The organism is Methylobacterium brachiatum (assembly GCF_020523825.1).
GTDB lineage: Bacteria > Pseudomonadota > Alphaproteobacteria > Rhizobiales > Beijerinckiaceae > Methylobacterium > Methylobacterium brachiatum.
On record NZ_JAJALK010000001.1, the window covers coordinates 170310 to 197276 of the forward strand.

Annotated in this window: 24 protein-coding genes; 14 read left to right on the forward strand and 10 right to left on the reverse strand. The window is 68.8% G+C overall.

Translation table 11 applies throughout. The features are described 5' to 3' along the window. Positions 1-190: 190 nt before the first annotated feature. Both LGR69_RS00780 and LGR69_RS00785 read right to left on the reverse strand, forming a co-directional pair. Positions 191-2224, reverse strand: a complete 2034-nt coding sequence (locus tag LGR69_RS00780) for a L,D-transpeptidase scaffold domain-containing protein (RefSeq protein ID WP_230364899.1) — start codon at positions 2222-2224, stop codon at positions 191-193. A gap of 241 nt (positions 2225-2465) precedes the next feature. Next, on the reverse strand, positions 2466-3950 hold the full coding sequence (locus LGR69_RS00785) for a sigma-54-dependent transcriptional regulator (RefSeq protein ID WP_230364900.1): 1485 nt from the start codon (positions 3948-3950) through the stop codon (positions 2466-2468). A 246-nt stretch (positions 3951-4196) separates the two neighbouring features. Here LGR69_RS00785 and LGR69_RS00790 point away from each other — a divergent pair, with 246 nt between their 5' ends. From LGR69_RS00790 to recJ, 9 genes are all read left to right on the forward strand, one after another. Further along, a complete protein-coding gene (locus tag LGR69_RS00790; protein ID WP_230364901.1) occupies positions 4197-6059 on the forward strand; it encodes a M3 family oligoendopeptidase in 1863 nt (620 codons plus the stop codon). An 83-nt stretch (positions 6060-6142) separates the two neighbouring features. Continuing rightward, entirely contained in the window at positions 6143-6568 is a 426-nt protein-coding gene (locus LGR69_RS00795) for a hypothetical protein (protein WP_230364902.1), read from the forward strand. Further along, positions 6565-6969, forward strand: coding sequence for a type II toxin-antitoxin system death-on-curing family toxin (locus LGR69_RS00800; protein WP_230364903.1), 405 nt, complete (start codon positions 6565-6567; stop codon positions 6967-6969). Before LGR69_RS00795 ends, LGR69_RS00800 begins: the two co-directional genes overlap by 4 nt. Before the next feature lie 85 nt (positions 6970-7054). After that, positions 7055-8416 (forward strand): ABC1 kinase family protein, encoded by a 1362-nt coding sequence (locus tag LGR69_RS00805; RefSeq protein ID WP_007563691.1) that lies wholly within the window; start codon positions 7055-7057, stop codon positions 8414-8416. A 123-nt stretch (positions 8417-8539) separates the two neighbouring features. Next, on the forward strand, positions 8540-8833 hold the full coding sequence (locus LGR69_RS00810) for an aa3-type cytochrome c oxidase subunit IV (protein ID WP_007563693.1): 294 nt from the start codon (positions 8540-8542) through the stop codon (positions 8831-8833). Positions 8834-9073: 240 nt separating this feature from the next. After that, positions 9074-10303, forward strand: coding sequence for a Re/Si-specific NAD(P)(+) transhydrogenase subunit alpha (locus LGR69_RS00815; protein ID WP_230364904.1), 1230 nt, complete (start codon positions 9074-9076; stop codon positions 10301-10303). Positions 10304-10327: 24 nt separating this feature from the next. Beyond that, positions 10328-10783: an NAD(P) transhydrogenase subunit alpha part 2 gene (locus LGR69_RS00820; protein WP_007563697.1), complete on the forward strand. Its 456-nt coding sequence runs from the start codon at positions 10328-10330 to the stop codon at positions 10781-10783. Between the two features lie 4 nt (positions 10784-10787). Next, positions 10788-12185: an NAD(P)(+) transhydrogenase (Re/Si-specific) subunit beta gene (locus LGR69_RS00825; RefSeq protein ID WP_230364905.1), complete on the forward strand. Its 1398-nt coding sequence runs from the start codon at positions 10788-10790 to the stop codon at positions 12183-12185. Between the two features lie 235 nt (positions 12186-12420). Beyond that, complete coding sequence (gene recJ, locus LGR69_RS00830; protein ID WP_230365206.1) at positions 12421-14145, forward strand: single-stranded-DNA-specific exonuclease RecJ; 1725 nt, start codon at positions 12421-12423, stop codon at positions 14143-14145. Positions 14146-14149: 4 nt separating this feature from the next. Here the strand turns inward: recJ and LGR69_RS00835 are convergent, their stop codons facing one another. From LGR69_RS00835 to LGR69_RS00850, 4 genes are all read right to left on the reverse strand, one after another. Next, on the reverse strand, positions 14150-14644 hold the full coding sequence (locus LGR69_RS00835) for a CAP domain-containing protein (protein ID WP_050733414.1): 495 nt from the start codon (positions 14642-14644) through the stop codon (positions 14150-14152). Between the two features lie 116 nt (positions 14645-14760). Next, positions 14761-15834 carry an HD-GYP domain-containing protein gene (locus LGR69_RS00840; RefSeq protein ID WP_230364906.1) on the reverse strand — a complete coding sequence of 358 codons (1074 nt, stop codon included), beginning with the start codon at positions 15832-15834 and terminating at the stop codon, positions 14761-14763. Between the two features lie 114 nt (positions 15835-15948). Next, on the reverse strand, positions 15949-16101 hold the full coding sequence (locus LGR69_RS00845) for a hypothetical protein (RefSeq protein ID WP_007563707.1): 153 nt from the start codon (positions 16099-16101) through the stop codon (positions 15949-15951). Positions 16102-16411: 310 nt separating this feature from the next. Continuing rightward, positions 16412-17104, reverse strand: a complete 693-nt coding sequence (locus LGR69_RS00850; protein ID WP_007563709.1) for a GntR family transcriptional regulator — start codon at positions 17102-17104, stop codon at positions 16412-16414. A gap of 485 nt (positions 17105-17589) precedes the next feature. Between LGR69_RS00850 and oxlT the strand changes: the two genes are divergently transcribed. Together oxlT and LGR69_RS00860 are read left to right on the forward strand one after the other, a co-directional pair. Next, positions 17590-18867 (forward strand): oxalate/formate MFS antiporter, encoded by a 1278-nt coding sequence (gene oxlT / locus LGR69_RS00855; RefSeq protein ID WP_007563711.1) that lies wholly within the window; start codon positions 17590-17592, stop codon positions 18865-18867. A gap of 94 nt (positions 18868-18961) precedes the next feature. Then, positions 18962-19618, forward strand: a complete 657-nt coding sequence (locus LGR69_RS00860) for a class II aldolase/adducin family protein (protein ID WP_230364907.1) — start codon at positions 18962-18964, stop codon at positions 19616-19618. 321 nt (positions 19619-19939) lie between these two features. Here LGR69_RS00860 and LGR69_RS00865 read toward each other — a convergent pair whose 3' ends face one another. Continuing rightward, complete coding sequence (locus LGR69_RS00865; RefSeq protein WP_230364908.1) at positions 19940-20872, reverse strand: methionyl-tRNA formyltransferase; 933 nt, start codon at positions 20870-20872, stop codon at positions 19940-19942. 120 nt (positions 20873-20992) lie between these two features. Next, the gene (gene frc, locus LGR69_RS00870; protein WP_230364909.1) at positions 20993-22270 is read right to left on the reverse strand and encodes a formyl-CoA transferase; all 1278 of its coding nucleotides are present in this window, start codon (positions 22268-22270) and stop codon (positions 20993-20995) included. Positions 22271-22722: 452 nt separating this feature from the next. Here frc and LGR69_RS00875 point away from each other — a divergent pair, with 452 nt between their 5' ends. After that, a complete protein-coding gene (locus LGR69_RS00875; RefSeq protein ID WP_007563721.1) occupies positions 22723-23007 on the forward strand; it encodes a hypothetical protein in 285 nt (94 codons plus the stop codon). 86 nt (positions 23008-23093) lie between these two features. Here LGR69_RS00875 and LGR69_RS00880 read toward each other — a convergent pair whose 3' ends face one another. Beyond that, positions 23094-23795, reverse strand: coding sequence for a hypothetical protein (locus LGR69_RS00880; protein WP_230364910.1), 702 nt, complete (start codon positions 23793-23795; stop codon positions 23094-23096). 310 nt (positions 23796-24105) lie between these two features. Continuing rightward, positions 24106-24669, reverse strand: a complete 564-nt coding sequence (locus tag LGR69_RS00885; protein WP_230364911.1) for a TetR/AcrR family transcriptional regulator — start codon at positions 24667-24669, stop codon at positions 24106-24108. Positions 24670-24773: 104 nt separating this feature from the next. Here LGR69_RS00885 and LGR69_RS00890 point away from each other — a divergent pair, with 104 nt between their 5' ends. Both LGR69_RS00890 and LGR69_RS00895 read left to right on the forward strand, forming a co-directional pair. Beyond that, on the forward strand, positions 24774-25865 hold the full coding sequence (locus tag LGR69_RS00890; protein WP_230364912.1) for an efflux RND transporter periplasmic adaptor subunit: 1092 nt from the start codon (positions 24774-24776) through the stop codon (positions 25863-25865). Further along, positions 25862-26959, forward strand: coding sequence for an efflux RND transporter periplasmic adaptor subunit (locus LGR69_RS00895; RefSeq protein WP_230364913.1), 1098 nt, complete (start codon positions 25862-25864; stop codon positions 26957-26959). Before LGR69_RS00890 ends, LGR69_RS00895 begins: the two co-directional genes overlap by 4 nt. The last annotated feature ends 8 nt before the right edge of the window (positions 26960-26967 follow it).

The window sequence follows — 26967 nt, forward strand, 5'->3', positions numbered from 1 at the left end:
GTCCTGATCCTCTCCCGAACCCGCGAAGGGCATGCGGCGGATATGCGGTCGAGGCGGTCGGCCCGCGGGGCCGAAGCCATGTCCCTTCGCCGAATGTGCGAGGGAAACGGCTAAGGCTGGACCGTGGCGAAATCGTGCCCGGCTGTGCGCCTGCGCACCCGAGAGTTGAGGGCGCAGGCTTCGAGTGAACCTACCACCAGCCCCGCGAGACCGGCGCCGGCGCGGGCGTCCACAGACCGGGCTCGCCGTATTCCGGCGCGCTGTCGGCGCGGGCCGCCCGGCGGACGTGACGACCCGGCGAGTCGTAATCGTCGTAGCGCGCGCTCGGCTCCGGCTCGGCGTAACGGCGTGGACGTGCGGCCTCGCGGCGGGGCGCCGGACGGGCCTGGGCCACCGGCGCAGCGTCGGGCTTGCGGCGCGCCTTCTCCTCCGGGAGCTTGGCGATCGCCGGCCCGCCACCGCCGGGGAGGCCCAGCGCCGCGCGCATCGGGGCGTCGTAGCCGTAGAGGTCCGGCAGGGTGCGGAACGTGCCGCCATCGTCCACGTAGGCGGTGAAATAAGCGAGGTGCACCGGCAGCTTGGCCGGCAGCCGGATCGTGCGCTCGCCCTTGCCGATCAGCTTCTTCAGACGCGCCTCGGACCAGTCCGGCAGGACCGCGTCGGCGAGGCGGAACGGATCGTCGACGCGGACGCAGCCATGGCTGAAGTCGCGCTTGGCCGCTGAGAACAGCGAGCGGTTCGGCGTATCGTGCAGATAGACCGCGTGCTGGTTCGGGAACATGAACTTGATGAAGCCGAGCGCGTTGCGCTCCCCCGGCGGCTGGCGCAACGAGACGTGGCCGCCGCGGCGCACCACCTCGTAGCCGCCCCAGGTCTTGCCGCCGTAGCCCGCGAGCTTCGGCGCCATGGTCTTGAGGATGGAGGGCGGCACGTACCAGGACGGGTTGACCACCGCGTATTCCATCAGCCCCGAGAAGAGCGGCGTGCGCGATTCCGGCTTGCCGACGATCACCCGGGCCTCGTCGCGCAGGCTGCCGCCGCGATAGGCGCGCAGGCGGTATTCCGGGACGTTGACCAGGATGTAGTCCGATCCGAGGTCTCCCGGCAGCCAGCGCCAGCGTTCCATGTTGACGATCAGCTCGGCCTCGCTGCCGCTCGCCCGCGCTGGGCGGCCGGCATCGGCGAGGGCCAGGACGGTCTGGACGTTGAGCACGCCGTTTCCGGGCAGACCGCGGCCGCGCTGGAACTTGGCGACCGCGTCGGACACGACGGAATCGTACTCCTCCGGCTCGCCCGGCGGGCGGTCGAGGGTGCCGGCCGGGCGCGTCTCGAGGCCGAAATGCGCGCGCAGCAGCGGCACGCGCGGATCGCGCATGCCCACCCGCAGCGCGGGACCCGAGGGCAGGCGCAGGGGCTTCACGGCGGCGGCAGGCGCCGGCCCGCGCAAGCTCGCGAGCCGCGCCTTGAGGGCCAGATAGCCGGCCGTGGCCGGGTTGTAGCCCTGCAAGGCGTCGCCCGCCTTCGCGCCGGCATCAGCGAGCTTGGTCAGCACCGCGTCGGCATTCGGCAGGTCGAGCTGCGGGGTGATGAGACGGGAGATCGACGCGAGGTTGACCCGGCCGCCGCGGGCGTCCCGGGCGTAGACCAGGGCCGCCGCCGAGAAGCGGAGATCGGCATCGGCCACGGCCTTCTCGTCGGGTTTCTCGGCGAGGTTCGGGACCGCATAGGCCCGGGCATCGAGCCCATCCTCGCCGGCGGCGGCCAGGCGCGCCGAAACCGATTTGGCGGCTTCCGTCCAGGCCCCGTCGGCGATCCAGAGCGGCTTGTAGGCGCGGGCCTCATAGAAGGCCCGGATCCCGTCGCGGTCCTTGCCGGTGAGCCGCAGCAGCAGCGGCGCGGATTCGCCGAACCGCGCCAAGACGGCCGCGGCCAGGGGATCGGTGGGAACGACCGGTGTCGTCGCCACCGGGGCCGGGGCCGGCTCGGCCTTCGGCGCCTCTGGCTTGTAGTCGGGCAGCGCGGTCGAGACCGGATCGGCCCCGGCCGGCTCCGGCTGCGGAGCCGGCTGCGAGGCCGGTACAGGCGCGGGCTCGGGCGGGCTCGCCGGGGTGCCGAGGGTCGCCGGATCGAGCGCCGCCGTTTCGGCGCTGAGCGCGCCTGCCGAGGCCAGCGTTCCGGTCATAAGGGCGGCCAGCGCGACGAGGCTGGAGCGCGGGACGCGCATCGTGATCTCCCGGGACGCGGCGGCAGAGCCGCACGCTCAGATTGTGATTATCCGCTCAAGCGTGGCGTTGAGCAACTGCAGTCTTCGTCAGGTTAAATTCAGTTCTGATGTTGTGACATCTCATGGAAATGCCACACGAAGCGTAATGGATTGGTCGTGGCCGCGAGATCGGCAGATCCGCGGAGGTGTTCCGAACGCCATCGCGTCCCGAACGGCACGGTGCGCTAGCACACCCGGCCGCTCAGGCGACGTCCTCGGTCTTCTCGTCGCCCTCCAGACCGAGGTCCTTCAGCTTGCGGTAGAGGGTGGATCGGCCGATTCCGAGGCGGCGCGACACCTCCGACATGCGTTGCCGGTAGAATTGCAGCGCGAAGCGGATGATCTCCGCTTCCAGCACATCCATGGTCTTCATCTCGCCGGTCTCCTCGGTGACCAGCGACATGGCGTGGGGATCGCGAACCTCGACGCGGACGATCTCGCGCACCGGTTCCGGTGCGTAGGCCGGCATCTGCGGTTGGGTGGGCGCCGCCGGAATGCGGACATCGAAGCCATCGACCTGGGCGGCGATCTGCGGAAACTCGGCCACGGTCAGCTCGTCGCAATCGGCGAGCACGACGGCGCGGAACAGGGCGTTCTCCAGCTGGCGGACATTGCCCGGCCAGGGATAGCGCGTCAGCAGGGCCATCGCCTCCGGGGCGATCGCCCGCACCCGCTTGCCTTCCTCGGCGGAGAACCGGGCGCAGAAGGAGCGCACCAGATCCGGGATGTCCTCCCGGCGGGCGCGCAGGGGCGGCAGGGTCATGGGGAAGACGTTGAGGCGATAATACAGGTCCTCGCGGAATTTGCCTTCCTTCACGAGGTCGAGGAGCGACCGGTTCGTGGCCGAGATCAGCCGGATATCGACCCGGACCGAGCGCTTGCCGCCGACCGGATCGACCTCGCCCTCCTGGAGCGCGCGCAGCAGCTTCACCTGGGCGTCGAGGGGCAGCTCGCCGATCTCGTCCAGGAACAGGGTGCCGCCCGAGGCCTCGACGAACTTGCCGGCGTGTTTCTCGGTGGCGCCGGTGAACGCCCCCTTCTCGTGGCCGAACAGGGTCGACTCGACGAGGTTCTCCGGGATCGCCCCGCAATTGACCGTGACGAACGGCTTGCCGCGCCGGTCGCCGGAGCCCTGGATCGCGCGTGCCAGCACCTCCTTGCCGACGCCGGACTCGCCCTCGATCAGCACCGGGATGTTGGATTTGGCCGCCCGCTCGGCGAGGCGGATCACCCGCTCCATGTCCGGGCTCTTGGAGGTCAGGTCCTTGAAGGTCAGCGCCCCGGAGGCGCGGCGGCGCATGCGGCGCACCTCCTCCTCCAGCACGTCCACCCGCAGCGCGTTCTTGATCGAGACCTGCAGGCGCTCGGCGCCGGCCGGCTTGACCACGAAATCGACGGCCCCCGCCCGCATGGCGGTGACCACGGCGTCGATCGAGCCGTTCGAGGTCTGGACGATCACCGGGGTGTCGAGGCCGCCGCTGCGCATCTCGGCCAGCACCCCGAGCCCGTCGAGGCCCGGCATCACCAAGTCGAGAAGCACCACGTCCGCGCCCTCGGTCTTCAGCACCGTCAGGGCCTCCGCCCCGGTCTCCACAACCCGCGCGTTGAAGCCGAACCGGCGCACCGCCGCCTCGGCGAGGCGACGCTGAACCGGATCGTCGTCCACGATGAGGATTGTGGTGGACATGGCGGCTCCCTGCACGGCGCGTCAGGCCCGATACGGCGCGGGACCGGCCCGCGCCGCACCGCCTGAGTCGGCGAGTGTTTCGTTTCGAACCGTAGGGTGACCCAGAGACGTAAAGTGGCGCTTAACGACGTTTGCGCCGTGTCGTCACCGCGCCGGATGCGTCCGGGCGACCGGCCACGTTGAACGCGTGGCCGCGCGAGCGATATCAGGGTACGGGTCTGACACCCCCCAAAAGGATCGCGAGACATGATGCCGAGCACCACCGCTTCGCCGGTGAACGTCCGTCTGCCGGAGGGCGTGAGCGCCGCACGCGCCGCCGCCAAGGCCGTCGACCTCGGCCATCTTCCGGAATGGGATCTGTCCGACCTCTATCCCGGCATCGAGGCGCCGGAATTTGCCGCCGACATGACCCGGGCCGAGGAGGAATGCCGGCGCTTCTCCGAGACCTATGCCGGCCGCATCGCCGCGCTGGCCTCCGCGCCGGACGCGTCGGAGCGTCTCGCCGAGGCGGTCCGCGCCTATGAGGGGATCGAGGATCTGCTCGGCAAGCTGATGTCGTTCGCCGGTCTGGTCTATTCCGGGGATACCACGGACGAGGCCCGGGCCAAGTTCTACGGCGACACCCGCGAGCGCCTGACCGACGCCTCGGCCGACCTGCTGTTCTTCGCCCTCGAGCTGAACCGGATCGATGACGCCGTGATGGATGCGGCGATGGCCCAGGGACCGCTTGCCCATTACGCGCCCTGGATCGAGGACCTGCGCCGCGAGAAGCCCCATCAGCTCGACGACCGCACCGAGAAGCTGTTCCTCGAAAAATCCGTCACCGCGAACGCGGCCTGGGACCGGCTGTTCAACGAGACGATCGCGGGCCTGCGCTTCACGGTCCAGGGCGAGCAGATGCCCCTCGAGCCGACCCTGAACAAGCTGCAGGACCCGGACGGCGCCGTCCGCAAGGAGGCGGCCGGGGCGATCAGCGAGGTTCTACGCAGCAATCTGCGCGTGTTCACGCTGATCACCAACACCCTGGCCAAGGACAAGGAAATCTCGGACCGCTGGCGCGGCTTCAAGGATGTCGCCGACGCGCGCCATCTCGCCAACCGGGTCGAGCCGGGGGTGGTGGCGGCCCTGGTGGATGCCGTGCGGGAGGCCTATCCGCGGCTCTCGCACCGCTATTACCGGTTGAAGGCGAAATGGTTCGGGCAGGACGCGCTGCCCTACTGGGACCGGAACGCGCCGCTGCCGAAGGTCGAGCAGCGCACCATTCCCTGGACCGAGGCCCGCGATACGGTCCTGTCGGCCTACGATGCCTTCTCGCCGAAGATGGCCGGCATCGCGAAGCGCTTCTTCGACGAGAGCTGGATCGACGCGCCGACCCGGCCCGGCAAGGCGCCGGGCGCCTTCGCGCACCCGACCGTGCCGTCGGTCCATCCCTACGTGCTGGTCAATTACCAGGGCAAGCCGCGGGACGTGATGACGCTCGCCCACGAGCTGGGCCACGGCGTCCACCAGGTGCTGGCCGGACCGAACGGCGCCCTGATGGCGCCGACGCCCCTGACCCTGGCCGAGACCGCCAGCGTGTTCGGCGAGATGCTGACCTTCCGCAAGCTGCTCGCGGCGACCACGGACACGACCCAGCGCCGGGCCATGCTCGCCGCCAAGGTCGAGGACATGATCAACACGGTGGTGCGCCAGATCGCGTTCTACTCGTTCGAACGGAAGGTCCACCTGGCCCGCGCCAAGGGTGAGTTGACCAGCGACCAGATCAACGCCCTGTGGCTGTCGGTCCAGGCCGAATCCCTGGGGCCGGCCATCACGCTGGATGCGGGTTACGAGCCGTTCTGGGCCTATATCCCGCACTTCATCCACTCGCCGTTCTACGTCTACGCCTACGCGTTCGGCGATTGCCTGGTGAACTCGCTCTACGGTGTCTACGCGCAGGCGGAGCCGGGCTTCGTCGATCGCTACTTCGCCCTGCTCGCGGCGGGCGGCTCGAAGCCCTACGGGGAGTTGCTCGCCCCGTTCGGGCTCGACGCGAAGGACCCGGGCTTCTGGCAGATCGGCCTCGGGATGATCGAGGGGATGATCGTCGAGCTGGAGGGGATGGAATAGTTCCAACCGCGAATTGTCAACGTTGCATTGTGCAACGTTGACAATTCCGACGGAGGCGATACATGGGAGTGGAGGAGAATCCCATGAATGCGAGCCACGCTGCCTTCTTCGAGCGGCCTGAAGCTGCCGCGCTCAAGCAGATCCTCACACAACCGGAGAAAATCCCACAATACGAGCTTCTGAGCCGCCTGGAGATCCCGGCAGTACAGGCCGTGATCTGGGATATCGAGCCGATCATCGAAGGGTTCGATCCGGCGATGCGCAATCATGCGATTCAGTCAACAGGCGCGCTGATCGGTGATCTGCTGACGGCACGCGGCTTCAGGGTCGCCCGCGACGCCCGTGGCGAGAAGCGTCGCGGCCGTGTGCGGAAGGCCAAGTTCGTCAAATCGGGTACGATCTGGGAATTGCCCGCGGAGCCGAACAACGGGCATGCCGAGAAGGTCGCGTCCATTATGGACGGTATCATCAATCGGTATCGACATACGCTTGCCGAGTTGGCGAAATGACGGATGACGAATCTGCGGACGAACCGGAATGGTTGACTGTCGCTGACGTCGTCGATGCACATGCCAAGCAGCTTCGTATCTTCGGCGGAGCCCCTGGGCTCCGGGATCCGGGCGCGCTCGAATCCGCTCTGGGTCGCCCGATCAACCGCTGGCGATACGAAGGTGCCGAGCTTCCCGAGCTCGCGGCGGCCTATGCCTTCGGCATCGTCCGCAATCACCTGTTTATGGACGGGAACAAGCGGGCGGGCTTCCTGGCCATGCTCGGTTTCCTGATCCTGAATGGCGTCCCCTTCGCTCCGGACCAAGCCGAGGCGACCGCGGTCATCCTCGGCCTCGCCGCCGGCGAGATCGACGAATCCGGCCTGACCCGGTGGATCCGGGACAACTGGCCCGCCGGCTGAGCTGCCGCGGCGCAGCGACCCGGCGGTCTGGTACGCCGACCGCAGACGCTTATGTCCGGACCAGCATCGAGGAAGATCCTGGACAATGGCCGAGACCGATCGCGAAGCCAATCGCTTCTCCGCGCGCGCGGGGCGCTACGCCAGCGTGGGCGCCAATGTCGGCGGCGTCGCCGCCCGCATGGCCATGTCCCGGCTGTTCGGCAAAGAGGGCACGACCAGCGCCGCCGCCCTGGCGCAGGCGCTCGGCGGCCTGAAAGGACCGATCATGAAGGTGGCGCAGCTGCTCGCCACGATCCCGGACCTGCTGCCGCCCGAATATGCCGCCGAGCTCCAGAAGCTGCAGGCCGATGCGCCGCCCATGGGCGCGGCCTTCGTCAAGCGGCGGATGCAATCCGAGTTGGGACTGGGCTGGCAGGGCCGGTTCGGCAGCTTCGACCTGAAACCCGCCGCCGCGGCCTCGCTCGGCCAGGTCCATCGCGCCTCCACCAAGGAGGGCGAGCGGCTGGCGTGCAAGCTCCAGTACCCGGACATGCAATCGGCCGTGGAGGCCGACCTCAAGCAGCTGGAGATCGCCTTCGCGCTTCATCGCCGGATGAACAGCTGGCTCGACACCCGTGAGATCGCCAAGGAGATCGGCGCGCGGGTGCGCGAGGAGCTGGATTACGAGCGCGAGGCCAAGCATGCGAGCCTCTACGGCGAGGTGCTCAAGGATATCGATGCGGTGCGGGTGCCGCGGGTCTTTCCCGATCTGTCGACCAAGCGTCTGCTGACCCTCGGCTGGCTCGACGGCGACAAGATCCTGGGCTTCGCCGAGGAGCCGGTGGAGGTGCGCAACCGCATCGCGCAGGCGATGTTCAAGGCGTGGTGGCACCCGTTCAGCCGCGCCGCCGTCATCCACGGCGACCCGCATCTCGGCAACTACACCGTCTTCTCGGAGGGCGGCGAGGCGGCCGGCATCAACCTGCTGGATTACGGCTGCGTGCGGATCTTCCATCCCCGCTTCGTCGGCGGCGTGGTCGACCTGTATCGCGGCCTGCTGGAGGAGGACGCGGCCAGAATCGTCCATGCCTACGAGGTCTGGGGCTTCAAGAATCTCGACAAGGAGAAGATCGAGATCCTGAACATCTGGGCGCGCTTCATCTACGGGCCGCTCCTGGAGGATCGCACCCGCACCGTGGCGGACGGGGTCAAGCCCGGTGAATATGGCCGGCGCCAGGCGTTCCAGGTGCACCAGGCTCTGAAGGAGCGCGGCCCGGTGACCGTGCCGCAGGAATTCGTGTTCATGGATCGCGCCGCCGTCGGCCTCGGCGCCGTGTTCCTGCATCTGCGCTCGGAGCTGAACTACCACCGCCTGTTCGAGGCCGAGATCGAGCATTTTTCGCTGGAGACGCTGGGCGAGCGGCAAAGCCAGATCCTGGCCCAGGCCGGATTGCCGAAACCGGCGTAATCGCCCCCCGGAAGTCCACCGAGAGGGCGATCAACTTGCGTGCGTCCGATTGCGGCAGGAAAACGCTTGAGCTACATCCCGGGGTGACCACAAGAAGTCGCATCCAAGGGAAACGAGCGCACGATGGCCGACAGTGAGACGGTGGCCGGGCACACCTACAGCCCGGCGATGGACGCCAACACCCACGAGCAGACCTACCGCGGCTTCGTTCGCTTCGTCGAGATCGGCACGGGCGTCGTCATTTGCTGGGTCCTGGCGCTGGCCGTGGGCGGTATCCGCGAAGCCTGGCTGCTCGCGATTCTCAGCGTGATCGTATCGGGTGCGGCCGGCGCCGTCGGCGCCCTGGCCCCGGCCATCGGCTGGCGCGGCCCCCTCGTGGTCGGGATCCTGCTCTTCCTCTATCTCGCCTTCGCCTGAGGCCGCGGGACCGGCCGCTCGCCCCTGGCCCTCCTCCGGAAAGGCGGTTGCCGGCTTTCAGGGCGCGATGCGGCGCCCGGCGGTCGAGCGGTCCGATGACGCATTGAAGCGTGGCAGTCTGAGCGACGTGCCACGGGTTACATTCGCTCTGGTTCCATCAGCGCAACCTTCATTCGCGTCTCGAAAAGCCGTGCCGGTTCGCGCATTCGAGAGGCCAAGCTTATTCAGGGGAAGCCTCGCATGCGCATCGCTGTGCTGTCCGAGACGGACTCTGCGGAATCGCGGGTCGCTGCGGTTCCGGAGACCGTCAAGAAGTTCAAGGGGCTCGGCGCCGACATCACCGTGCAGGCGGGCGCCGGGCTGAAGGCCGGGATCCTCGATAGCGAGTACGAAGCGGCCGGGGCCGAGATCGCCGGCAGCGCCGCCGATGCGGCGCGCGATGCCGATCTCGTCCTCAAGGTCCGCCGCCCGGCGGGCGAGGAGCTGTCGCTGCTCAAGCGCGGCGCCACCGTGATCGCGATCATGGATCCCTACGGCAACGAGGCCGCGCTGAAGGCCATGGCCGAGGCCGGGGTTTCGGGCTTCGCCATGGAGCTGATGCCGCGCATCACCCGCGCCCAGGTGATGGACGTCCTGTCCTCGCAGGCGAACCTGGCCGGCTATCGAGCCGTCGTCGACGGTGCCGCCGAGTACGGACGGGCCATGCCGATGATGATGACCGCCGCCGGCACCGTGCCGGCCGCCCGCGTCTTCATCATGGGCGTCGGCGTCGCCGGCCTCCAGGCCATCGCCACCGCCCGGCGCCTCGGCGCGGTCGTGACCGCCACGGACGTGCGCCCCGCCACCAAGGAACAGGTCGAATCGCTCGGCGCGAAGTTCGTCGCCGTCGAGGATGACGAGTTCAAGCAGGCCGAGACCGCGGGCGGCTACGCCAAGGAGATGTCCGCCGGCTATCAGGCCAAGCAGGCCGAGCTGGTGAAGGGCCACATCGCCAAGCAGGACATCGTTATCACGACGGCGCTGATCCCCGGCCGCCCGGCGCCCAAGCTCGTCTCCGAGGAGATGGTCGCCTCGATGAAGCCGGGCTCGGTCCTGGTCGATCTCGCGGTCGAGCGCGGCGGCAACGTCGCCGGCGCCAAGCCGGGCGAGGTCGTGGTGACCGATCGCGGCGTGAAGATCGTCGGCCACACCAACGTCCCGGGGCGCCTGGCCGCCACGGCCTCGAGCCTCTACGCGCGCAACCTCTACGCCTTCGTCGAGACGCTGTTCGACAAGGAGACCAAGGCGCTGGCGATCAACTGGGACGACGAGCTGGTGAAGGCGACCAACCTGACCCGCGACGGCTCCGTGGTTCACGCCTCCTTCCAGGCGAAGACCGATGGCCCGGCCTCGGAAGCCGCAGCGGTCGGCCTGGCGAAGTCGGAGACCGGCAAGGCCGAGGCCGCCCCGGCCCCGTCGGGCGCGCACTGAAGATCGGTCGAGAGGAGAAGCAGAATGGCAAACGTCGTCGTCCCTCCCGATCAGGCGGCTGATCAGACCCGCGTGCTGGCCGATGCCGCGCGTGCCGCGGCCGAGGTCGCACGCAACGCCGCCGACCAGGCCCAGGCGATCGCCGCCGGCATGGGCCACGGGCTGAGCGCCGCCACCGGCGGCGCCGTCGATCCGTTCGTCTTCCAGCTGGCGATCTTCGTGCTGGCGATCTTCGTCGGCTACTACGTGGTCTGGTCGGTCACCCCGGCCCTGCACACCCCGCTGATGTCGGTGACCAATGCTATCTCGTCGGTGATCATCGTGGGCGCGCTCCTGGCGGCCGGCGTTCCGCTGCTGGAGAAGGGCACCGGCTGGGCCCGCGCCTTCGGCTTCCTCGGCATCGTGCTCGCCAGCGTGAACATCTTCGGGGGCTTCCTCGTCACCCAGCGCATGCTCGGCATGTACAAGAAGAAGGCCTGAGACGATGTCCCAGAACGTCTCCGCCCTTCTCTACATCGTCGCCGGCGTCCTCTTCATCATGGCGTTGCGGGGGCTGTCGCACCCGACCACGTCGCGCCAGGGCAACCTCTACGGCATGATCGGCATGGCTCTGGCCGTGCTCACCACCCTGGTCGGCCATCCGCCCGCCGGGTTCGGCGCCTGGATCCTGGTGATCCTCGGCATCGGGATCGGCGGCGGCGCCGGTGCGGTCATCGCTAAGCGCGTGCCGATGACGGCGATGCCGCAGCTCGTGGCCGCCTTCCACTCGCTGGTCGGCCTGGCGGCCGTGGCCGGCGCCGCGGCGACGCTCTACGCCCCGCAGGCGGTGGGCATCCTCGAGAACGGCCACATCCACAAGCAGTCGCTGTTCGAGATGGCGCTCGGCGCGGCCATCGGCGCGATCACCTTCACCGGTTCGGTCATCGCCTTCGCCAAGCTCGACGGGCGGATGTCCGGCAAGCCGATCATGCTGCCGCAGCGGCACCTCATCAATATCGGCCTCGCGGTCGCCCTGGTTCTGCTGCTCGTCCTGTTCATCGGCAACGAGAGCAAGGCGATCTTCTGGCTGATCGTGCTGCTGTCCTTCGCGCTGGGCGGCCTGCTGATCATCCCGATCGGCGGCGCCGACATGCCCGTCGTCGTGTCGATGCTGAACTCGTATTCGGGTTGGGCCGCGGCCGGCATCGGCTTCACCCTGGGCAACCTCGCGCTGATCATCACCGGCGCCCTGGTCGGCTCCTCGGGCGCGATCCTGTCCTACATCATGTGCCACGCGATGAACCGGTCGTTCGTCTCGGTGATCCTGGGCGGGTTCGGTGGCGACCCCGCCGCGGCCGGCCCGGGCCAGGTCGAGACGCGCCCGGTCAAGCAGGGCTCGGCCGACGACGCGGCCTACATCATGAAGAACGCCGAGCGCGTGATCATCGTCCCGGGCTACGGCATGGCGGTGGCGCAGGCGCAACACAGCCTGCGCGAGATGGCCGACCTCCTGAAGAAGGAGGGTGTCGACGTGAAATACGCCATTCATCCGGTGGCGGGCCGCATGCCGGGCCACATGAACGTCCTGCTCGCCGAAGCGAACGTGCCCTACGACGAGGTGTTCGAGCTGGAGGACATCAACGGCGAGTTCCCGCAGGCCGACGTGGCCTTCGTGATCGGCGCCAACGACGTCACCAACCCGGCCGCCAAGACCGACAAGGCCTCGCCGATCTACGGCATGCCGATCCTCGACGTGGAGCGGGCCAAGACCGTGCTGTTCATCAAGCGTGGCATGGGCTCGGGCTATGCCGGCGTCGAGAACGAGGTGTTCTTCCGCGACAACACCATGATGCTGTTCGGCGATGCCAAGAAGGTTGTCGACAACATCCTCAAGGCGTTCTGAGACCAGTCGAAAATCGGATGGGGCAGGGGGCGGGCAGCGATGCCCGCCCTTTTGTTTTGCCGGCCCCGCGTCGAGCGCCGCCGTTGTTGCCGTGGCGCCCGCGATTCTGCCGCCGACCCGGTGTAGAGTGCCGCCCGTGTCCGCCGCCGCCGCCTCGTTGCTCGCCGATCCGCCGCCGTTCCTGGGCGTCGCCGCCTCCGTGACCGGCCGGCGGTGGCAGGAGCGCTGCGCCGGCATGGCGGTGCAGAATCACATCGCCAAGATGGTCCAGGCGCACGGCCTGCCGGAATTGCTGGCGCGCGTGCTGGCCGGCCGGCAGGTGGCGCCGGACGAGGCGGCTCGCCATCTGGCGCCGCGGCTGCGCGATCTGATGCCGGATCCAGACACGCTGCTCGACATGGATGCGGCGGTGCGCCGGCTGGTCCGCGCGATCCGCCGCGGCGAGGTGGTCGCGGTGTTCGGCGATTACGACGTCGACGGCGCGGCCAGCGCCGCGATGCTCGCCGGTTATCTCCGTCAGCTCGGCCTCCGGGCGCCGATCCACATCCCCGATCGGATCACCGAGGGCTACGGCCCCAACATCGCGGCGATCACCGCTTTGGCGGCCGAGGGCGCGACCCTGCTGGTCTGCGTCGATTGCGGCACGAGCGGCCACGGTCCGCTGGAGGAGGCTGAGAAGCTGGGGCTCGACGTGATCGTCCTCGATCACCACGCGGCCGCCGAGCTCCTGCCCCCGGCCCGGGCCGTAGTGAATCCCAATCGGCTCGACGACCTGTCGGGGCTCGGGCATCTCTGCGCCGCGGGCGTCGTGTTCCTCACGCTGGCCGCCCTCAACCGCACTTTGCGCCGGGAGGGCTTTTTCGGGCCGGATCGCCCGGAGCCGCCCCTGACCGACGCCCTCGACCTCGTCGCCCTGGCGACGGTGGCCGACGTGGTGCCGCTGATCGGCCTGAACCGCGCCTTCGTGACCCAGGGCCTGACGGTGATGCGCCACCGTGGGCGCACCGGTCTGGCCGCCCTGCTCGACGCCGCCTCGCTCAGCGAGCCCCCCGAGGCGTGGCATCTGGGCTTCGTGCTCGGGCCGCGGATCAATGCGGGTGGGCGGATCGGCGATTCGGCCCTCGGCGCGCGCCTGCTCACCACGGCGGATCCGGTCGAGGCGACCCGGATCGCGGCCGATCTCGACCGTCTCAACCGCGAGCGCCAGGCGATCGAGGCCCATGCTGTGTCCGAGGCCGAGGCCGAGATGGACCGCGCCCTGACGCTCGACCCCGCGCGGGCCGTGCTGGTGACCGGCAATGCCGAATGGCATCCCGGCATCGTCGGGCTGATCGCGGCGCGGCTCAAGGAGCGTTTCAACCGGCCGGCCTTCGCTTTTGCGATCCGGCCGGATGGCACCGCCACCGGCTCGGGCCGCTCGATCCCCGGCGCCGATCTCGGCCTCGCGGTCCGTGCCTGCGTCGAGGCCGGGCTCGCCAGCAAGGGCGGCGGCCACGCCATGGCGGCGGGCGTCACCCTGTGGGCCGATGACATCCCGCGTTTCGAGACGCATCTCGCCGCTTTGCTCGGCGCCAGCGTCGCGGTCTCGCGGGCGGCCGACGCCCTGATGATCGACGGCGGCCTCAGCGCCGGCGGCGCAACCGCCGAGACCGTCCGGCTGCTGCAGCGGGCCGGCCCGTTCGGGCAGGGGGCGCCGGAGCCGGTCTTCGCGCTGGGCCGGCACCGGCTGGTCGATGCCGCGGTGGTCGGGTCGAGCCATGTGCGTGCTCGGCTGCGCAGCCGCGACGGTCAGGCCGTCGGCGCGATCTGCTTCCGGGCGGCCGAACGGCCGCTCGGGCAGGCTCTTCTCAAAGGGATCGGCCAGGAGATGCATGTGGCCGGCACGCTGTCCTGCGACCGCTGGCGCGGTGCCGAGCGGGCGCAACTGCGGATCATCGATCTGGCGCCGGCCGAGGGCTGACCGCTCAGCCGCCGGCCATGACCAGCGCCCAGAACCGTTTGTAGCGAGTATTCGGGGCATCGACGCGGGCGATGCCGATCCGCCGGATCTGCGGAAGCAGCATATTCTTGTTATGCTCGGGGCTGGCCTTCCAGCGGGCAAGCACCTGCTCGAAGGTTTCGGAGCCGGCGCTGAGGTTCTCGGCGGCGTAGGACCGCGCCAGGCCAGCCGAGGCCATGCGTGACGTGAAGCTGCCGCCGACATCGTGGCTGAGCTGTCCGTGCCGGGCATTGTTGCCGGCCTGGAAGGCGGCGGCCTTCACCAGGCCGGTATCGACGATGACCGGGCTCAGCCCGTGCTGGACCCGGTAGGCCGAGATCGCGGCCGCGGCGGCGACCTCGTCGAGGATCGCGGTATGGGTCGCGTTCTCCACGGTCGGTTCGGGCGTGAAGGACAGGCCGCCGCAACCGGCGAGCGACAGCGACAGGGCGGCGGCGAGGGCGGGGAGGATTTTCGACACGGGGACAGGGATTCCGGAGGGGATGGGTCTCCCTCCGGCTCGGTTGCGGCGAAACCGCGGCGCCGGTGGTGGCTCCGGTGCCGCGACGCCGGACCGTGGCGCCGCGGCCACGGCGCTTACGCCGCCAGAGCGTCGCCCCCGAGCATGACCGGCGCGAAGACCCGCAGGAGGTCGGGGTCGAGATGGCCCACCCCGTCGGTCATGATCGCCAGGGCCTCGGCGGGGCTCGCGGGCTTCCGGTAGGCGCGGCGCTCGGTCAGAGCCGAGAACACGTCGCAGATCGCCACGATCCGCACGAGATCGGAGATCGCCCGGCCGGAGAGCCGATCCGGGTATCCGGTCCCGTCGAGACGCTCGTGATGATGCAGGACGACGTCGATGACCTCGTCCTCGAACGTGCCCTGCGCCCGAAGCAGGTCGGCCCCGATGACGGGATGGCGCTGCATGAGCCGCAACTCCTCGGGATCGAGATGGCCGGGCTTGTTCAGGATCTCGCCCGGGATGCGGCACTTGCCGATATCGTGGAGGAGGGCGGCGCGGACCACCCGCCCGAGATCGACCCGGCCCAGCCCGATCTGCGCACCGAAGCTCGCAGCGTGGCCGGCGACCCCGAGCGTGTGCTGGTAGACCCCGACGTCGTGGCGCCAGACTTCGGCGAGCCACGCCGTGATCCCGGCTTCGGAGACGGCGGCGAGCACCAGATCGGTTCCGCGCTCGACATCGGCACGCTGCAAGCCGGCAGCGAGGGCCGCGCTGTCGAACAGCTCGGACACGATCGCGGTGGCATCCGAGACCTGCCCGACGAGCTTCTGCCGGCGCGTCTCCGCCGAGCGGGTGACCGCCTCGATCATCGCGAAGACGTTGGCCAGCACCACCTGGCGCGGGGCCGCGGCGGGCAGCTGGCGCAGGTGTGGGGCCGGTTTGGCGGGCTCGCCGCGGACAAGCACGAGGCGCGGGACCGGAAGCCCGCGATGGGTCAGCGCCGGCTCGAGGGCCGCGGCCTGGGCCGGATGCAGATCCAGGACGATGAGATGGGGGCGGCCCTGTGGAAGCGCCGCATTTGCCGGGACAGCCCGGCAGTCCATCACCAGAGCGATGGCCCGTTCCAGGGCGGCCCGTTCCGTGGGGCGATCCGAGATCAGCAGGACGAACGGACCATTCGTGGTCCGCGAAGAGGTGCCGAGGGCCAACGCGGTTGCTCCCTCGCCCGCATGGTCAACGATCCGTTGACCTTAGCGGGAACCTTTGAGGAAAGCGTTAACCCTACGCAGTTTGCCAGCGTATAGACGCCGGAATAGCAATCTTCAGGCGAGGCTGACGGCGCCGTCCTGACGGGTCTGCTGCGTGGCGACCTTGCCGGCATCGGAGGCGGGGCTCAGGACGTCGGCCAGCTTGACGGCCAGCAGGGCCTGGCAGGCGGCGAGGGCGACGAACACGACGAGGAAGCTGGCGATCATGGTGAGGCTCCGGTGCGGCCCGAATGGCCACGCGATGTTGCGATGCCAGAGATGCCATCTCGCACTGCAAACTGGTATACCAGATGCCGAATGCCACTCATGTTTCGGACGCATAAGCGACGGGAACCATGGGCGAAAGCCCGGCCTCGGTGCCCGACCCTGGCCCGAAACCCGATTGCCGCCTGCACAAAACGGTTAGTAGCCTCGCCGGCCTATGGTGCGCTGCAAGCGCGGCCGTGCACGCGCCGTATCGGCGTCGCCGGCGGTGCATCCGGGGTTCGACGCAGAAGGCTCCGGCCGGGCGCGGTGCTCAGTCCAAGTAGTCGCCGTAGGTGTCCACGTGCTGAGCCAGGCCGAGGCCGTGTTCGCGCACCAGCCGCTCGGCCTTGTCGGCGTCCCGCGCTTCCAGGGCCGCGATGATCGCCACGTGCTCGCGGATCGACCGCTCGGCCCGATCGCCCTGGCGGAGCGCGGTGCTGCGGATCCCCCGCACATGCATCAGCAGGTTGCTGGTGAGCTCGGCGATCGGCTCGCAATGGCCCAGCGCGATGATCCGCTGATGGAAACGGATATTGGCGTCCGAATACTCGTCGATGTGCTCGGCCGGTTGCCCCTCGTAGAATTCGGGGAACGACTCGCGCAGGGCGCGCAGCTGCGCGTCGGTGGCGCGGGTGCAGGCGAGGCGGGCCGCCATGCTCTCCAGCGCCGTCCAGGCGTGGATCATACCGACGATCTCGCGCTTGTTCTTCTTGATGACGAAAACGCCGCGCCGCGCTTCCGACCGGACGAACCCTTCCTGCTCCAACACGGTGAGCGCCTCGCGCACGGGCGTGCGGCTGACCCCGAGATCCTGCGACAGTTTCCGCTCGTCGAGCCGGACCTCGTCGGGCCGCCCGTAGATGTCCATGTTGGTAATAGCAGTCTTGAGCGCTTCATAAGCCAGGGTCCGTAAACTGGAGCTGGCCACGATCGGTTTAACGCTCAACGGTTCAGAGTTCGACATGCCTCGTCCAGTCGGCCCATGCCCATAATTTCTCGCACGTGTTGTCTGTCGTGCGCTCATAAAACGAACTAGCCCAAACCTTTTCCCGATCCTAGCCAAATGCGCGGCGACTCCACAGAGCGCTCGTCGGCAGGTTCCCGGACACGCCGACCATGATCGGCCCTTTCCGGAACGGTAATGCCGAAAACCCGCCCCACGTCTGACAAGACGCGGTAATCCTGCGGCGTATTCGTGTATTTTTGTGCAGGATCGATTGACAGACTCGCCGGACCTCAGCACCATTCTGCTGGCATACCGTAGACCAGCGGGGTGCAAGAGAGACCTTTCGGCGGTGAAGGGCGGAACCGCCGAGACTTCATTTGTCCGCCAGACAAGAATTTTTCAAAGCACGTCGCGCGCTTTGTACTGCCAAGGGCGGCTCCGCCGCGCCATAAACACAGCCGGCGTTCGAGAGAAAATAATAAATCCAATCTGGAGGGAAGCGTATGTCCGAAACCACCAAACCGGTTGGGCGGGGCCGATGGCTCCAGCTGACATTCGGCGTCGTCTGCATGTGCATGATCGCCAACATGCAGTACGGCTGGACGTTCTTCGTGAACCCGATGCAGGAGCGGCACGGCTGGGACCGCGCCGCGATCCAGGTCGCCTTCACGCTGTTCGTGGTCACCGAGACCTGGCTCGTGCCGATCGAGGGCTGGTTCGTCGATAAGTACGGCCCGCGGATCGTCACCCTGTTCGGCGGCCTGCTCTGCGGCATCGCCTGGGTGATGAACTCCTACGCGGAATCGCTCACGATGCTGTACGTGGCCGCGGCCATCGGCGGCACCGGCGCGGGCGCAGTCTACGGGACCTGCGTGGGCAACTCCCTCAAGTGGTTCCCGGACCGGCGCGGTCTGGCGGCCGGCATCACCGCGATGGGCTTCGGCGCCGGCTCGGCGCTCACGGTTGTGCCGATCCAGGCGATGATCAAGTCTCAGGGCTACGAGGCCGCGTTCTTCTACTTCGGCATCGGCCAGGGCCTGATCGTGATGCTGATCGCCCTGTTCCTGCGCTCGCCGGTCAAGGGCCAAGTCCCGGATGTCGCCCGGGTCAGCCAGTCCAAGCGCGACTTCAAGCCGGGCGAGATGGTGCGCACCCCGATCTTCTGGGTGATGTACGCGATGTTCGTCATGATGGCCGCCGGCGGCCTGATGGCGACTGCGCAGCTCGGGCCGATCGCGAAGGACTTCAAGATCGCCGACGTCCCGGTCTCGCTGCTTGGGATCACGCTGCCGGCGCTCACCTTCGCGGCGACGCTGGACCGGGTGCTCAACGGCGTGACGCGGCCGTTCTTCGGCTGGGTCTCGGATCATATCGGCCGCGAGAACACGATGTTCATCTCCTTCGCCATCGAAGGCCTGGGCATCTACGCGCTGAGCCAGTTCGGCGAGAACCCGATCGCCTTCGTGCTGCTCACCGGCCTGGTGTTCTTCGCCTGGGGTGAGATCTACTCGCTGTTCCCGGCGACCTGCGGCGACACGTTCGGCTCGAAATACGCGGCGACCAATGCCGGCCTGCTGTACACGGCCAAGGGGACCGCGGCGCTGATCGTGCCCTATACCAGCGTGCTCACCACGATGACCGGCAGCTGGCACACGGTGTTCCTGGTGGCGGCCGGGCTCAACATCCTGGCGGCGTTCCTGGCCCTGTTCGTGCTCAAGCCGATGCGGGCGGCCTACACCAAGGCGCCGCAGACGAACCTCGCGCCGGTGCTCGCCCAGTAAGGCGCATCCGAGCGATCGACAGGAGGCCCGGCGCCGGCTTTACGGCGCCGGGCCTTCGTGCGTACCCGGTACCGGGTTCATCCGAGGATCGGGCATGGATACGGACGAGCGGAACGCACGCGCGAGCGTCGTGGCGGCGGCGCGGGATCTCGACGCGCAGGGGTTGAACCGCGGGACCTCGGGCAACGTCTCGGTGCGGTTCCGCGACGGCCTCCTGATCACGCCCTCGGGGCTGCCCACGGCGCGCATGCGCCCGGAGGACATCGTGCCCCTGGCCTTCGACGGGACCCACCCGGCAGGGCTCAAGCCGTCCTCGGAATGGCGCTTCCACCGGGACATCCTGGCGGCGCGACCCGAGATGGGCGCCGTCGTCCACGCCCACCCGATCCATAGTACCGCCTTCGCCCTGTGCGGCCGGGAGATCCCGGCGGTGCATTACATGATCGCGGCCTTCGGCGGCCCGAACGTGCGCTGCGCGCCCTACGCGCCCTACGGCACGGCCGAGCTATCCGAACTCGCTCTGGTGGCGCTGAAGGACCGGAACGTCTGCCTGCTCGCCAATCACGGCATGATCGCCGCCGGGGAGAGCCTGGAGAAGGCGCTGTGGCTCGCCGTCGAGCTCGAGACTTTGTGCTGGCATTACGCCGTGGCGCTCCAGGTCGGCGCCCCGAACATCCTGTCCGACCATGAGATCAACAGCACCGTGGAGCGCTTCCGCGGCTACGGGCTGAACGCCGCCGACAAAGGCTGAACCGCCGCCCGGACGACCTGCAACGTTCACGCAACGGCCCGTCCAAAGCGTGACGCGCTCTCCTCCCCCTCATGGCTACGGGCTACACAGGTTTCGACCGGAACCGTGATCAACCCGTCGGCGCAGAAGGCGCGGGTCCCCTCTCCCGTGCGGGAGAGGGACAGAGTGAGGGACCAGGCTTTTCCGGAGAGGTCGCATCCCTCACCCCAACCCTCTCCCGTTCGGGAGAGGGGGCACGTCGCAGCCTACAACAGCGCTTGTGCTTCAGACCTGTGTAGCCCGTAGCCCTTATGGGGCGGGGAACACGCGAATCCGCCCCGCTCAGCGGCCGAGGACCTGCCCGAGCGCGATGCCGCCGGAGGCCGCGAACTCGGCGGCCGCGATCTTCTTGCCGTCCTCCGGCTTGACCTTGCGGATCTCGATCCGGCCGCCCTGCGCGCAGACGCTGAACCCGTCCGCATCCACGGCGATGACCTCGCCGGGCTTGCCCTTCACGTCGCCGAGGCGGCGCACCGGGTGCAGGCGCGCGTCGAAGATCTGGAGCTTCTTGCCGTCGAGCGTGGTCCAGGCCCCGGGGGCCGGGTTAGCTGCGCGGATCAGGTTGTAGATCTGATCGGCATGGGCCGACCAGCGGATCTCGGCTTCCGCGGCCCGGAACCAGCCCTCGTAGCTCGCCGCGTCCTCGTCCTGGTCGATCTCGATATGCTCACCGGCGACGACCAGATCGGCCGCCTCCAGCATCGCCTCGACGCCCATCGGGAACAGGTTATTGAAATAGATGTCGCCCAGCGTCGCGTCGGCGCCGATCTCGCAGGTCTTCTGCAGGATCACCGGGCCCTCATCGAGACCGTCCGTGGGGCGGAAGATCGTGAGCCCGGTCTGCAGGTCGCCCTTGGCGATCGGCCAGTTGATCGAGGACGGGCCGCGATAGCGCGGCAGCAGGCTCGGATGGTACTGGATCGTGCCGTGCTTCGGGATGGTGACGAAGCTCTGCGGGGCGAATTGCAGCACGTAGGCCATGATGCCGAGATCGGCATTCAGGTCACGCATCGCGGCCTCGGCTTCGGGGCTCTTCAGGCTCGGGAACTGGAAGACCGGGAGGCCCTTCTCAAGGGCGGCGGTCTTCAGGACGTCCGGCTTGGCGCCGGCCTTCTCGGGCGCGCAGAACACCCCCGCCACGGTATCCCCGCGCGTCAGGAACGCGTCCAGGACGGCCTTGCCGAAATCCTGCTGACCGATGACGGCGATGCGCATGGGAAATCCCTGGCGTCGTCCGGCCCCGAAGCGGGGACGGATTCGTTCTGGTTGGACGGCGTGGTCGTGCAGATCGGTTGCGGCGATCCCGGACGCGTGGCCCGGGATCGCCCGTCGGCGTCACTCGGCGGCGATCTTCTGGACGGCGCCGATCGCGCCGGACCCGGCGATCTCCTCGACCTCCTCGGCCGAGTACTTGAGCACGTCGCGCAGGATCTCGTCGTTATGCTCGCCTAGCAGGGGCGAGCGCGCGACCTCGGTCGGGCTCGCCGACAGCTTGATCGGGTTGCCCACCGAGAGGTAGCGGCCGCGGGTCGGGTGATCGACCTCGACGATCGTGCCGGTCGCCCGCAGCGCCTCGTCCGCGGCGATCTCCTTCATGGACAGGATCGGGCCGCACGGGATGTCGTGGCCGTTGAGGGTGTCCATGGCCTCGAACTTGGACATCTTCATCGTCCAGGCTTCGATGCGGGTGAAGATCTCGTTGAGATGCGGCAGCCGCGCCTTCGGGGAGGCGTAGTTCGGATCGGTCTTCCAGTCCGGCTCGCCGATGATGTCGCAGATCGGCTCCCAGACCGCGGCCTGCGTGATCACGTAGATGTAGGCGTTCGGGTCCTGTTCCCAGCCCTTGCAGCGCAGGATCCGGCCCGGCTGTCCGCCGCCGGAATCGTTGCCGGCGCGCGGCACGGCCTCGCCGAAGGGGATCCCTTCGCCGAACTGGCTGTATTCCTTCAGCGGGCCGTGCTCGAGGCGCTGCTGGTCGCGCAGCTTCACGCGGCAGAGGTTGAGCACGCCGTCCTGCATGGCGCAGTCGACCTTCTGGCCGAGCCCGGTCTGCGTGCGGTGGTAGAGCGCCGTCACGATGCCGAGCGCCAGGTGGAGGCCGGTGCCGGAATCACCGATCTGGGCGCCGGTCACCATCGGGATGCCGTCCCGGAAACCGGTGGTGGAGGCCGAGCCGCCGGCGCATTGCGCGACGTTCTCGTAGACCTTGCATTCCTCGTAGCGGCCGGGCCCGAACCCCTTGACCGAAGCCAGGATCATGCGGGGGTTCTTGGCGTGGATCTTCTCCCAGGTCAGACCCATCCGGGCCAGCGCCCCGGGGGCGAAGTTCTCGACGAGGACGTCGCATTCCTCGATCAGGCGCCAGAGCACCTCCTTGCCCTTCGGGTTCTTCGAATCGAGCGTCAGCGAGCGCTTGTTGTGGTTCAGCATCGTGAAATAGAGGCTGTCCACATCCGGAATGTCCTGGAGCTGCTGGCGGGTGGCGTCGCCGACCCCGGGCCGCTCGACCTTGATCACGTCCGCTCCGAACCAGGCCAGGAGCTGGGTGCAGGTCGGGCCGGACTGAACGTGGGTGAAGTCCAGGATGCGGACGCCTTCAAGGGCCTTGCTCATGGTCGGTCTCGGATCTCGGGTCGGGTTTCGGGATTCAGGGTCGGGAGGCGGTTCAGGTCGGTCTCACGGGCGCCGCGCCACCCTGGGGCCTGCGCGGCGCTTCGACCGAGGACGCGCGTCTGGTGTTTGCGGACGGACCATGCCGACACTCTCTCCCGATACGCGGCCCCGTTGAATCGCGGTTCCGTCACCTTGGCCCGGTCAGGCGGGCCTTCCTGTTTGTATACCACATGCCATTAGCGGGAAGCGAGTACAAAGAAACTCTCGCGAAGGTTGTGGTCAGCGCGTCAGCTTAGACCCAAGAGTTTTATGGCTCAACGCGGATGGGCCAGAGCACAGGGGGAACCGGGTCCCGCCCCCTTGGCATACGTCTCAAGGCAGTCCATCATTCCGCCAAAATCGGTACTCCGCGACGCGGAAGACCGCGCAACAACGCTGAACGAGGAACGCCCATGCTCGCCAGCACTAGCCTGATCAAGTCCTCCTGGATCGCCGTCGATGTCGATCGCGACCGGGCGGAGCGCGTGCTCGTGGTCGAGACCTACATCGCCGTGAGCCCGCTGGAGCCGAACTTCGACGCCGCGCAGTACGACCGCGTGCTGTGCTGCGTGCAGAAGGTCCTGAAGGCGCATCCCGAGATCGACCGGGCCTCGATTCTCAGCATGCATCGCGGCTCGGGCTGCACGGCCCTGTTCCGGGAGCCGCCCGCGGATGCGGCGCGGCCGGCTGCAGCGTGAATCCCGTTTTTCGGCGGTTGCGCCGCGCCTGAAGGGTGCGGGCGCATCCTGCCGCGTGTTCGAGGGCTGGCCGATCGCGAGCTGATTCAGGAACGGTCCGGTTCGGCCTTGGCCGGCGGCTCTATCGCTTCCAGCGCGACCCGGGCGGCGTGGAACCACCAGAGCGGGATGTCGCGGTTGGCCTTCGTCAATTCCGACGCCCAGCCCTCCTTCGGCATCACCTCGGCCCGGTCCGCGAACAGGCGAAGCGCGCTCTCGGCCCGCTCCCGCCGGCACCGCTCGCGGATCGCGGTGCGTTCGGCCTCCGCCCGGGCATCGGTCTGCTCGATCAGCCGCCGGGTCGCCAATTCGTCGGCGTCGAAGGCGAAATGCTGCCAAAACGCCTCCGCCTCCCGGGCGACGTCCCGTTCCCGCTGCGCGACGGCGAGAGCCGCCTCGGCAGCCTCCTGGGCAGCCTCCGCAGCATGGGCGCGTGCCAGGAGGCGGTTGTTGGCCTCGAGCAACTCGCGCTCGCGCTCCGGCGCCATGCGCTGACGCCGCAGGACACGCAGTTCCTCGTCGCGCGCCGCGCGATCGTCCGCGGCGGCGATCAGTCCCGCGAGGGGCCCGTCCGCCAGGGCGTCGGCGAGGTGGAGATAGCGTTCGCGCAATCCCGGATGGTCCCTGTCCAGGGCCGGACCATCCCAGGCCGGATGGTCGGCGATCCCGGATCCGTCATGTTCGTAGAGCGACCGAGCCACCGCACGGCGCAGGTCGTCGGCAGGCGAAGTCGCGACGTGTTCATTCATGACGCTACGCTGGCGGCGAGTAACGGGACGGCAATCAACGCGCTTGTGCAGCCGGAGGAGCCATGGGCGCATGACGATCCGGTATCGAGGCGGGGGCCATCGTCACGCCCATGCATTCGTCCGATGGCCTGACGATCCGACACGCACGACTCTTACCGTGCGCGGTCGTTCCGGCCATCCTGTAAAGACGCCGTCGCAGGCTTTACGCACCGGTCGCTGTCGATCCATCGCGACATCTTCGCCGATCCCGCTGCCGGTGCGGAAGGTCCATCGGGTCTTGAGAGCCGACGCGACTTTCGGTGGCTCGGACTTACCCTTCAGACTTCCGGGCGATCCGCTCCAGCGCCTCGAACATCGGCTCCAACTCAGCTTTGTCCAATTGGTGGAAGCCGAGGGTCCGGCCCATGATCACGCCCAGGATCGCGAAGAAGAGGATCGAACCCTCGCCCGGGCAGGCGCTGTTCATCCCGGCGAGCCGCTCGAGCTGGCCCGTCACGAAGGCACGGTAATCGTTCAGGGCCTCGGGATACTCGATCGAGGCGAGGAGCAGGGCGCGCGAGGATTCGTCCTCGTCGCAATAATGCTTCCGGACATGCTCGACCATGGCCAGCGGAAGCTGCGCCGGTCCGGGCTGGATGGCCGCCTCGCAGGCGGCGATATCCGCGCGCATCGCGGCAAGCTTGCGGGCGACGAGCGCCAGGATCAGCGCATCCTTCGAGGCGAAGTGATGCAGCACCCCGCCCTTGCTCAACCCGGCCTCGGCCGCGACGGCGTCGATCGTCAGCGCCCGCGCGCCGCCCTTGCGCAGCACCGCGTCGGCCGCCTCCAGGATGATCTCCGGCCGTTCAGCCAGCCGCTGGCGTTTGACACGCATGGGTCACCAAATTAAAAACCGACTGGACGGTATGTAAGCGATGAAGTAGGAGGACGTCACGCCGGTGGCCCGATTTTGCCGCGACGGCTGACGGCAAGATTCTCATGATCGTTCCTCGATACACAGCCCTGCTGCTCGCGACGATCACCTTCGCGTCCGCGGCGCGGGCCGCCGAACCGGCGGACGAGCCCGATTCGTCCCTGGCCCGGGTCCGAATCGTCGAGGCGCGGCGCACCTCTGTCGCGTCCGAGGTCGTCCTGACCGGCGATATTCAGGCCCAGGCCCAGGTCAACGTGTCGTTCCGGACGAACGGCAAGGTCGCCGAGCGGCGGGTCGAGGTCGGCGACCATGTCGAGGCCGACCAGGTGCTGGCCGTGCTGGAGCCGCTCACCCAGCGGGCCAATCTCGACAACGCCAAAGCCGCCCTGGTGTCGGCCGAAGCGCTGCTGACCCAGGCTAAGATGGCCTACGAGCGCCAGAAGCAGCTCCTGGCCGGCGGCTACACCACGCGGCCGAGCTACGACAATGCCGAGCAGGAAGTCCGGACCACGCAGGCCGCGGTCGATTCCGCCAAGGCCGCCCTCGGGACCGCCCAGGAGCAGTTTTCCTACACGGAGCTGCGCGCCGGCGTCGCGGGGATCGTGACGAGCCGGAGCTTCGAGGTCGGCCAGGTGGTCCAGTCCGGCCAGACCGTCCTGGTCATCGCGCAGGACGGACCGCGGGACGCGGTGTTCAACGTCTACGAATCGCTGACCGCGCGACCGCCGGGGGACAAGACCATTACGGTCTCGCTGCAGGCGAATCCGGCGATCACGGTCCGCGGGACCGTGCGCGAGATCTCGCCGACCGTGGACGCGTCGAGCGGAACGGTGCGGGTGAAGATCGGTCTGGAGAACACCCCGCCCGCCATGGGGTTGGGCGCCGTGGTCATCGGGCATGGTCGCTTCGCCCCCCACGACGCGGTGATCCTGCCCTGGTCGGCGCTGTATCGCTACGACGGGCACCCGGCGGTCTGGATCTACGATACCGGCCGCCGGACGGTCGCGGTCCGCCCCGTGGACATCGACCGGTACGGGCCGGATGTCATCGCCCTCAGGGGCGGCGTCGAGCCGGGCGAGCGCGTCGTCATCGCGGGCATTCAATTTCTGCGTCCCGGGCAGGAGGTTGCGGCCGCCCTCGTCGAGAGCAACCCATGAAGACGCGCGCGGTTCTGATCCTGGCCGCCTGCGCGGCTTTCCTCGGCGGCTGCGGCGGCCACGACGACGCGCCCAAGGATGCCGCGGCGCCGGTGCGCCCGGTGCTCACGCAGGTCGCCGTGCCGGGCGACACGATCACGTTCGGGCCCTTCGCCGGCACGGTCGAGCCGCGCTACCAGTCCCAGCTCGGGTTCCAGATTCCCGGCCGCATGGTCGCGCGGGACGTGACCGTCGGCGACATCGTCAAGAAGGGCCAGCGCCTGGCCGCCCTCGACACCGTGGTCACGCGGTTCGACCTGACGCGGGCCGAGGCCGATTTCGCCGATGCGCGCGCGCAGGCCGAGAACGCGGAGGCCGCCGAGGCCCGCAGCCGCCGCCTGATGTCGGGCAACAACGTCTCGCAGGCGACCCTCGATCAGGCGGTCGCCAAGCGCGACACCGCCCGGGCGCGTGTCGATCAGGCCGCCGCGAGCCTCCAGAAGGCCCGGGATCAGATGGGCTACACCGAGCTCAAGGCCGAGTTCGACGGCGTCGTCACCCAACGCCTGGCCGAAGTCGGGCAGGTGCTGAGCGCCGGACAGGGCGTCGTCACCGTCGCCCGGCCGGAGATCCGCGAGGCCGTCGTGGACGTGCCGGAGCAATATGTCGGCGCGCTGCCGGCCGACGGGGTGTTCACGGTCTCGCTCCAGAGCGCGCCGGAATTGACCGCCCGGGGCCGCGTCCGCGAGATCGCGCCCCTCGCCGAGACCGGGACGCGCTCGCGGCGCATCCGGATCACCCTGGACAATCCGGGCCCCGCTTTCCGGCTCGGTGCGACCATCGACGTGTCGCTCACGCGCAAGGTCCCCCGCCGCTTCCTCCTGCCCGAATCCGCTTTGCTCGTGGAGGGTGAGCGCCGTTCGGTCTGGATCGTCACGCCGGACGGCAAGTCGGTGACGCGCCGAGACGTGACTGTGGCCTCCGCCCCGGAGACGGTCGAGGGCGGGCGCGTCGCCATCCGTGACGGCATCGAGCCGGGCGAGCGGGTCGTCGTCGCGGGGGTCCATGCCCTGCGCGAGGGCCAGGCCGTGCGCCTGACCGACGATGCCCGTTGAGCCGGTCG

Excerpts from the sequence above, each read along its gene's own strand:
- LGR69_RS00780 (WP_230364899.1), bottom strand. The coding sequence starts at position 2,224 with ATGCGCGTCCCGCGCTCCAGCCTCGTCGCGCTGGCCGCCCTTATGACC.
- LGR69_RS00785 (WP_230364900.1), bottom strand. The coding sequence starts at position 3,950 with ATGTCCACCACAATCCTCATCGTGGACGACGATCCGGTTCAGCGTCGC.
- LGR69_RS00790 (WP_230364901.1), top strand. The coding sequence starts at position 4,197 with ATGATGCCGAGCACCACCGCTTCGCCGGTGAACGTCCGTCTGCCGGAG.
- LGR69_RS00795 (WP_230364902.1), top strand. The coding sequence starts at position 6,143 with ATGAATGCGAGCCACGCTGCCTTCTTCGAGCGGCCTGAAGCTGCCGCG.
- LGR69_RS00800 (WP_230364903.1), top strand. The coding sequence starts at position 6,565 with ATGACGGATGACGAATCTGCGGACGAACCGGAATGGTTGACTGTCGCT.
- LGR69_RS00805 (WP_007563691.1), top strand. The coding sequence starts at position 7,055 with ATGGCCGAGACCGATCGCGAAGCCAATCGCTTCTCCGCGCGCGCGGGG.
- LGR69_RS00810 (WP_007563693.1), top strand. The coding sequence starts at position 8,540 with ATGGCCGACAGTGAGACGGTGGCCGGGCACACCTACAGCCCGGCGATG.
- LGR69_RS00815 (WP_230364904.1), top strand. The coding sequence starts at position 9,074 with ATGCGCATCGCTGTGCTGTCCGAGACGGACTCTGCGGAATCGCGGGTC.
- LGR69_RS00820 (WP_007563697.1), top strand. The coding sequence starts at position 10,328 with ATGGCAAACGTCGTCGTCCCTCCCGATCAGGCGGCTGATCAGACCCGC.
- LGR69_RS00825 (WP_230364905.1), top strand. The coding sequence starts at position 10,788 with ATGTCCCAGAACGTCTCCGCCCTTCTCTACATCGTCGCCGGCGTCCTC.
- recJ (WP_230365206.1), top strand. The coding sequence starts at position 12,421 with ATGGCGGTGCAGAATCACATCGCCAAGATGGTCCAGGCGCACGGCCTG.
- LGR69_RS00845 (WP_007563707.1), bottom strand. The coding sequence starts at position 16,101 with ATGATCGCCAGCTTCCTCGTCGTGTTCGTCGCCCTCGCCGCCTGCCAG.
- LGR69_RS00850 (WP_007563709.1), bottom strand. The coding sequence starts at position 17,104 with ATGTCGAACTCTGAACCGTTGAGCGTTAAACCGATCGTGGCCAGCTCC.
- oxlT (WP_007563711.1), top strand. The coding sequence starts at position 17,590 with ATGTCCGAAACCACCAAACCGGTTGGGCGGGGCCGATGGCTCCAGCTG.
- LGR69_RS00860 (WP_230364907.1), top strand. The coding sequence starts at position 18,962 with ATGGATACGGACGAGCGGAACGCACGCGCGAGCGTCGTGGCGGCGGCG.
- LGR69_RS00865 (WP_230364908.1), bottom strand. The coding sequence starts at position 20,872 with ATGCGCATCGCCGTCATCGGTCAGCAGGATTTCGGCAAGGCCGTCCTG.
- frc (WP_230364909.1), bottom strand. The coding sequence starts at position 22,270 with ATGAGCAAGGCCCTTGAAGGCGTCCGCATCCTGGACTTCACCCACGTT.
- LGR69_RS00875 (WP_007563721.1), top strand. The coding sequence starts at position 22,723 with ATGCTCGCCAGCACTAGCCTGATCAAGTCCTCCTGGATCGCCGTCGAT.
- LGR69_RS00880 (WP_230364910.1), bottom strand. The coding sequence starts at position 23,795 with ATGAATGAACACGTCGCGACTTCGCCTGCCGACGACCTGCGCCGTGCG.
- LGR69_RS00885 (WP_230364911.1), bottom strand. The coding sequence starts at position 24,669 with ATGCGTGTCAAACGCCAGCGGCTGGCTGAACGGCCGGAGATCATCCTG.
- LGR69_RS00890 (WP_230364912.1), top strand. The coding sequence starts at position 24,774 with ATGATCGTTCCTCGATACACAGCCCTGCTGCTCGCGACGATCACCTTC.
- LGR69_RS00895 (WP_230364913.1), top strand. The coding sequence starts at position 25,862 with ATGAAGACGCGCGCGGTTCTGATCCTGGCCGCCTGCGCGGCTTTCCTC.